The sequence below is a fragment of the Candidatus Weimeria sp. HCP3S3_B5 genome (assembly GCF_052064335.1).
Taxonomy (GTDB): domain Bacteria; phylum Bacillota; class Clostridia; order Lachnospirales; family Lachnospiraceae; genus Weimeria.
In genome coordinates, this window is the sequence record NZ_JBQHVU010000040.1 from 1 (window position 1) to 7,282 (window position 7,282).

8 protein-coding genes are annotated in these 7,282 nt (G+C 36.8%); 1 reads left to right on the forward strand and 7 read right to left on the reverse strand.

The window, feature by feature from the left end; genetic code table 11:
* Positions 1-208, forward strand: a 208-nt coding sequence (locus tag ACTNCK_RS11355) for a hypothetical protein (protein WP_441082830.1), incomplete at its 5' end; no start/stop codon positions are given.
* A gap of 475 nt (positions 209-683) precedes the next feature.
* Here ACTNCK_RS11355 and ACTNCK_RS11360 read toward each other — a convergent pair.
* From ACTNCK_RS11360 to ACTNCK_RS11390, 7 genes are all read right to left on the reverse strand, one after another.
* Complete coding sequence (locus ACTNCK_RS11360; protein ID WP_441082832.1) at positions 684-2,483, reverse strand: thiamine pyrophosphate-binding protein; 1,800 nt, start codon at positions 2,481-2,483, stop codon at positions 684-686.
* The gene (neuC, locus tag ACTNCK_RS11365; protein WP_441082833.1) at positions 2,480-3,763 is read right to left on the reverse strand and encodes a UDP-N-acetylglucosamine 2-epimerase; all 1,284 of its coding nucleotides are present in this window, start codon (positions 3,761-3,763) and stop codon (positions 2,480-2,482) included. Before neuC ends, ACTNCK_RS11360 begins: the two co-directional genes overlap by 4 nt.
* A complete protein-coding gene (neuB, locus tag ACTNCK_RS11370) occupies positions 3,760-4,758 on the reverse strand; it encodes an N-acetylneuraminate synthase (RefSeq protein ID WP_441082834.1) in 999 nt (332 codons plus the stop codon). The genes neuC and neuB overlap by 4 nt, the downstream gene beginning before the upstream one ends.
* Positions 4,758-5,396: an acetyltransferase gene (locus ACTNCK_RS11375; RefSeq protein WP_441082835.1), complete on the reverse strand. Its 639-nt coding sequence runs from the start codon at positions 5,394-5,396 to the stop codon at positions 4,758-4,760. Before ACTNCK_RS11375 ends, neuB begins: the two co-directional genes overlap by 1 nt.
* Positions 5,397-5,424: 28 nt before the next feature.
* On the reverse strand, positions 5,425-6,369 hold the full coding sequence (locus ACTNCK_RS11380) for a methionyl-tRNA formyltransferase (RefSeq protein ID WP_441082836.1): 945 nt from the start codon (positions 6,367-6,369) through the stop codon (positions 5,425-5,427).
* A complete protein-coding gene (locus ACTNCK_RS11385) occupies positions 6,370-6,795 on the reverse strand; it encodes a hypothetical protein (protein WP_441082837.1) in 426 nt (141 codons plus the stop codon).
* A 173-nt stretch (positions 6,796-6,968) separates the two neighbouring features.
* A complete protein-coding gene (locus tag ACTNCK_RS11390) occupies positions 6,969-7,169 on the reverse strand; it encodes a hypothetical protein (protein ID WP_441082838.1) in 201 nt (66 codons plus the stop codon).
* Positions 7,170-7,282 lie beyond the last annotated feature (113 nt).

Consider the following 7,282-nt stretch of genomic DNA (forward strand, 5'->3'; position numbering starts at 1 on the left):
GCAGAAACCCTTGACACAGGGCATCCAACCAGCTAGTTGGCAGTCAAGCAGAACAAGGATAGGGTGTGTAGCCGAGGCTACTACTTACCCACACAAACTGATGAAGCCTCAAAAAAATACAGTACTGATCAGAATGAAGGTGCGAAAATACTGCCTCTCTCCCCTCTCCATAGCCTTTGTACTTAATCCTAGAGAAACAGTATTCTAAGCGAAAGAGAGCAGTATCCAGTGATTTCTTTACTGTTCCATATATGTCTACATCCTTCCCTTCAGGGAAAAACATATTTACTTGTCTAGACAAATATTCTGCGAGTTCACACTCATTTAAAGATAGTGTCATTTGCCACTCCTATTTGAACCAAATCACGCCGCTGGCGTGAAGCTTATATTCTTGATCCTGACAGTTGCATCTGCCGGGATTTTATTTTACTATGTTACTGCAGCCCTAAAAATGAGCAAAAGAAAACCCTACCGATAATCGTTGTTGTGTTTGGCGACCCAATAGCATCATTCCGCAAGGTTCCACCATGCGGTACTAATGAGCATACAACATTCTGAAAGATTTTTCAATAGTCTCAGGGCACCTCCCGCAGATTTCTGATAATAAAGACACCAGAGATCCAACAGGAGGATATTTTCATGAATTACACAAACCTCGCTCTTCATCAATGGTCGTCTTATCCTTATTCATAATAAGCATCCTCACTTAATTTCATAAATTTGTTAATCTCTTCTTTTGGTAAAAATGGATACATATCCTGCAATGCTGGCGTCATAAAATTACCATTCTCATCTACACGTGACATCACCTTTGGAACCACCGGATCATCCAGCAACTCATCTACAAGAAGCATTACCTGTCCATCGGTATTTACTAGCCACTTTATTGACTCATCGACTTCTGCATTGGTATGACATTCTCTGAATTTGAATTCAAATGTGTCTGCAACTTTATCAAAATGAGGAAAACTTACTCCTGTTGCTGGCGTACACCCTATAAGCTCGCCATCGAAATAATTTTTTGATGTCTGTCTTATAGCATTGTAACCTTCATTAGAAAAAACAATGATTTTAATTGGCAAGTTATAATGATGAATCGTCTGTAATTCCTGTAAATTCATCATTATGCTTCCATCACCAGTTGCACAATATACGGTTCGACCTGATGCAACAGCAGCACCTTCAGCGGCCGGCAAATCATATCCCATAGAACCACAATGAAAGTTACATATAATTCTCTGTCCAGTTTTCAATACGCCCGCCTGCAGTTTTGCCACAATAGCTGTGTTATTTCCTAATGCTGTAATAGCATCATTCTCTTCATACTTTTCGAACTCTTTCCAAAAATAATACTGGCAGACCCTGTCATCAGCAACCACACTGTCAGAAGCTTCAAAGTAACTGAACTTTTGTTTCAGAGAATCGCAGTAATTTTTCCATTCCACTGTCACATTTAATTTCTCTACATCTACTAATATCGCATCAATAAAAGTGCCTAAATCACTATGTATGAAATAATCAACCCTTACACCAGGTTTTTGAGCCTCAAACACATCTATATCAACCATTGCTATATATGCATTCTTTGCAAATTCATCCTGATTATATCCAGTAGTATTAAAATCCAGGCTTGCACCTAAAGTAAGTATAAAGTCAGCATTCTGAATGATAAAATTTGCTGCACGCTGTCCCGAGGTTCCTACTCCTCCATAAAAATAACTACACTCTCTACCAAGGACGTCGCTTGCATTAAGTGTTGAAACAACTGGAATACCAATCTTATTTACTAAAGCTTTGAACTTATCAAGATTTCCAGTAGCTGCTATTGACTGTCCCGCCAGAATAACCGGTCTTTTAGATAATGTAATTAAATTACGGAGCTGTTTTATATCTGAATCTTTTACAGAATATACATTTTCTTCAGGCCTATATTCCTTTAAATTATTTTCTTCTATTTCAGCCATTTGTACATCCAATGGGATATCGAGCCATACTGGGCCACGCCTGCCAGACATTGCAATATGATATGCCTTTTGCACCTCAGACTTTATATCATTCGGATTAATAACCATTTTGGAATATTTAGTCATAGTCTTTACTGTATCAACTATATTAAATTCCTGTGACCCTCGAGACCTAAGCGGTAATCCACTCGCCTTTACAGTAACAGCATACCGCATCTGTCCAGAAATAATAAGCATCGGTATACTATCAACCCATGCCCCCATCACGCCTGTCAGTGTATTGGTGGTTCCTGGACCGCTAGTGCAACACACAAGAGGAATTCTTCCACTCAGTCTGGCATATCCCTCTGCAGCAATCGCAGACGCTTGTTCATGATGGTTAAAAATCTTACGCATCTTATTGCAATGAAGAAGAGCATTATCAATATACATAGCGCCACCACCAACAACTGCAAAACAGTCACTGACTCCTAAATCAACTAGAGTATTCATTATTATGTCTGCAACTCTCTTTTTCATTTATCAATCTCGACTTTCCTTTTGTAAAAATGTGATTTGTCCATATTATCTATTGTTTTAAATAGTTCTGGCATATTACCATTGACTTGCTGCACTCTATCCTGTGTAAATTCATCCAAAAATTTATCATAAAATTTCTTCTTCAAATCAATCTTTCCTCTTTTCAGCACTTCTATTATCTTCCCTGCAATCTTTTCTGCTGCATGCCCATCTCCATACAGGCTTCTAGTGTTTTCACATTTTCTCTTGAACTCATCTGTCTGTGCTAAATTTATAGCGCGCAAGATGGATTCTTTGTCTGTTGCACAATCGATGACGCTCTCAGATCTGAGCCTTCCCTTCTGCCGATCACCAATATTGATTGTTGGTATACGAAAAGCTGGTGCTTCATACAATCCACTCGAGGAATTTCCCATTACAAATTCTGCTGATTTCATCAGAGATAGATATCTTTCAACTCCAAGTGATGAATAGATTTGCAGATTAGATACCTTTTTTTTAGCTTCATCCAGCAAACCATTAATCTTTTCTCCTCCAAGATCTGAATTGGATTTCGTGACGATAAATTGCAACTCAGGAGACTCTTTTATTGATTCTATGAAGTCTTTAATTACCTGAACTATTCCACCCCCTTCCAATGTCACCGGATGATATGTACAAAGAGCATATCTACAATCAGGTAATCCTATACTTTTCAGAGCCTCTATTTTTTTCATTGTAGCTCTATGTAGGCAGTTATCTATGCCTGTCGAGCCATAATTGAACACTCTGGCTGGATTTTCTCCCAACTGGATTACACGTTGCCTGCTGACTTCATTACTGGTAAAATGCAGATAAGCCATCTTGGTAATAGAATGTCTGATCCACTCATCTACTGCTCCCTCTGTTGTGTCTCCACCATATAAATGAAATATTGGAGTATGAGTATTTCCAGCAGCTATTGCGACTGCAAGCATCTCATATCTGTCACCAAGAATCACAACCGCATCATACTTGTGCTCTGAGAAAAAATCAGTAAACTTAACCAGCGTCACTGCCTGGTCATTTGATATATCATGAGGTGTTTCTGAATCTACGGGGATGTCTATCTTATAATCTATCCTGATTCTATCTAAAATGATCTCATCTATGGTATGTCCGAACTTATCACTAAGATGTGTTCCTGTTACAATCAGCTCTACTTTAAAGGTATCTGATTCATTTTTCCTAAGCTCTTTTATTAGTGGCTCAAGAAGTCCGTATTCAGCCCGAGTTGCTGTGACAATTGCCAGATTTGTCATAGTTCTATCAACTCATCTTCCATAAAATCTCTTTTTGCTCTTGTTCCTAAAACTTCTTGCCACTTCATCGGTGATATTCCATTGCCGGGACGTTTTGTGGTGATATTGTCTTTTGTAAATAACTCGCCTTTTTTTATATTTCTTGCTGCTATTATGCTCTTTCTTGCAACAATTATATTAGGGATTTCTGATTCTGATGGTTTCTTTATCCCATCCCCCATTGCCTGTTCAATATTCCTTATAGAACTGACCATTGCCTTGAGTTCATCCGGTTCAAGGCTTGCCTGGTGATCCGGTCCTGGCATATTCCTATCCAATGTGAAATGCTTCTCAATTACTTCTGCTCCCATTGCTACTGCAGCTATAGGAACCTCTATACCTTTCGTATGATCTGAGTATCCTACCTTGCATCCAAACTTTTCTTTGAGTGTAAGCATCGCTCTGAGATTGACTGACTCATACGGAGTCGGATACTGAGTAGTGCATTGCAGTAAGGTGATTCCATCGGCGCCATTGTTTTTTAATACTTGCAATGCATCTCCCACTTCGTCAAGAGTAGCCATGCCTGTAGACATGATAATCTGTTTATGCGTCGATGCTATTTTCTCAAGATATGGTAAATTGGTTATCTCACCAGAAGGTATTTTCCAAATGTCACAACCTAATTTTTCTAGGAAATCAATACTGCCTATATCAAATGGAGTAGATAAAAATTCTATACCAACTGTATCACAGTAATCCTTTAATTCATAGAATTCTTCATGGCTTAGCATCAGCTTTTTAAGCATCTCTAATTGGCTTTCATCTCCTCCTGTATTCTCTTTCTGATATTCTGCCTTTTCAGCATATCTGGATGTAAATGCTGTCGGATTACCTGTCTGAAATTTTACTATATCTGCACCTGACTCTTTAGCTGCATCAACTAATCTTTTTGCTAAATCCAGACTACCATTATGATTAACTCCTGCTTCTGCAATTATAAGTGTCCTTTTCATTATTTTTCAATCCTTTTTGCTGGCACTCCCACATACGTACCAGTCTCTTCAATATCCTTTACCACTACTGCACCTGCTCCAATAACAGTATTATCGATGATATGCTTTCCCTGGATAATCTTAGTTCCAGTACCTATCTCTACCTCACTACCGATCACATCATTCCCAGAGATATTTGAACCTGGATTTATTGTCACATAGTCACTAATCACTGAATCATGGCCAATAGTACAATCCAGATTTATGATTACGTGATTACCTATTTTGATATCGACTGTGAGTATGCTATCCGCACAGATAATATTGCCTTCTCCGATAGTCACACTATTTGACATCTTAACTGAAGGATCAATAATATTTGCAAATCTGACTAGTGGTGATTTAATTTTCTCTATGGAACGTTTTCTGATAAATGTAGAACCAATCGCAGATACACACCACACTTGATGATCAATCGCATTCAGATATTCACTCTTACCAATTACAGAAAGATCATCAACAATATTTCCTATGTTACTTCTGTTATCGTCAATGAACCCTCTAACTATCCATTCGGGACTTACTTCATTTACACGTTTTACTATCCAGTATGTTTCCCTAGCGAATCCACCTGATCCTAGAATATATAATTCTTTCATCAGGCAGCGGCTCCATCTATATAATTATCTAGATATTTATGCTTGCCCCCCCAATTAAAATATTTGAACCATTTTTAAATTTGTCCCCAACCCTGATATGGCACCCAGCCTCATAGTCGACAATTTTTACCATTGTATCCAATGTCTTAACATAGATTCCTTCAGAATCCTTTTTTAGTATCTGACCAGGAGTATTGATATATTCATGTGCTCCCGGTATCATCTCTACTTTATATATTTTCACTTCATTTCCATTTAGATATGTTGTAGCTCCAACTGCCGGTCTTGTAATTGCACGAACAAAATTAAATATTCTTCTGCTGCTCTGGTTCCAGTTAATTATCTCATCTCCAGTAGTTCTTATTCCACAATATAGACCAACAGGATCAATGGTATCCTGCTGTGTCCTTGTTGCTTTGCCTGACTGAATCAGTTTTATTGCTCTATATAAAATATCTGCACATCCGGTATATGCTTTTTCTAGCAATGTGCCATAATCGTCTTCATCCGTGATTGGATATGTATCCTGGAGTATTATATCTCCGGTATCTATTCCTTCATCGATATAATGTACTGTAATCCCAAATTCTTTTTCATCATTTATCAATGCCCAGTTCAATATATTTCTACCACGGTAAAATGGTAGTTTTCCAGCATGACAGTTTATAGTCTTTAATCTTGGAAGATTAATCATTGTGGTCTTAAATATCTGATTAAATGACATCGATACAAAAAGATCTGGATTGATATGACGCATCTGCTCTATAAAATCTTCTGAATTGATATTTGGAACACAGAATAATTTTATATCATACTTCTTTGCAAACCCGCATAAAACCGGATCTCTGGTCTCATATCTGACACATATAAAATCGATCTGAATACTATCATCAGTTATCAACTTCTTAAATGATTCATGAGCCCATGGACCATCTGCAAAATACCCAATATGTAATTTATTTTTAGCTTTCATTTAATTAAACACCTCAAAATGATCTACATCTACTAATCTTACTGTGTAAATTGCCATCTGATCTGAATCATGTTTCTCTAAAATTGCATCATCAGTTATTGAATTTTTCGAATAAGAAGATATTGCAATCCATGATTCTTCTCCTTTTTCTTCCATATTTTTGAGATGTCCTATAATGTAATATTCTTTTTCTTTTTCATATACTTTTAAATTTGATCCATTCTTCAAATCAAAAATATCTCGCCATATTTCATCATTAGTTGTTTTGCCAAAAAGCTTAACAGTAACCTTCATAAACTTCTTGCTATTACATAAACAAGCAATACATACAGAAGAAAACAGACCTAATAAAACAGCTATGCCAGACTTTGATAAAATTCCTATATGGTACTCGCTTTTCGAAAAAATCAAATCAACTACTGACATCAATACATAGCTGATAACAACCGATAGTAAAGTTATATAGCCTCTACTGTTATGCGAATTCTTAGATCTACACCACCTATACAATTGCAGACTGCAAAAACCCGGAATAAAATATTGAAGGACTATGGGTAGATTTTTAAAAATATCAAATACGTCCATTAGTTATCACTATATTAATGGTTTTCTGTACTGTTGTTAGGGTTAGTTATAGGCTGTTGATTTTCTCTACTTTTTCCTGACATTCTGTCAGGATCAATTTCTTTCATACCCGCTGGTTCAAGTGTAAACCTTGCTTTATGATCATCAATTTTCCTACTCCCATTTATTTTTTCTCCATTATTTTTACCAGTAGAATTATTGATAACTTTTTTCATTGTTAATAACTCAAACTTCGCACTTTAAAAAGTGCCTTTGTACCTTGAAAAATCAATAAAAAGTGGCAATTAAAAAGGCAGAATCGCCTTATATCTGGTATAATAGTTTCGAC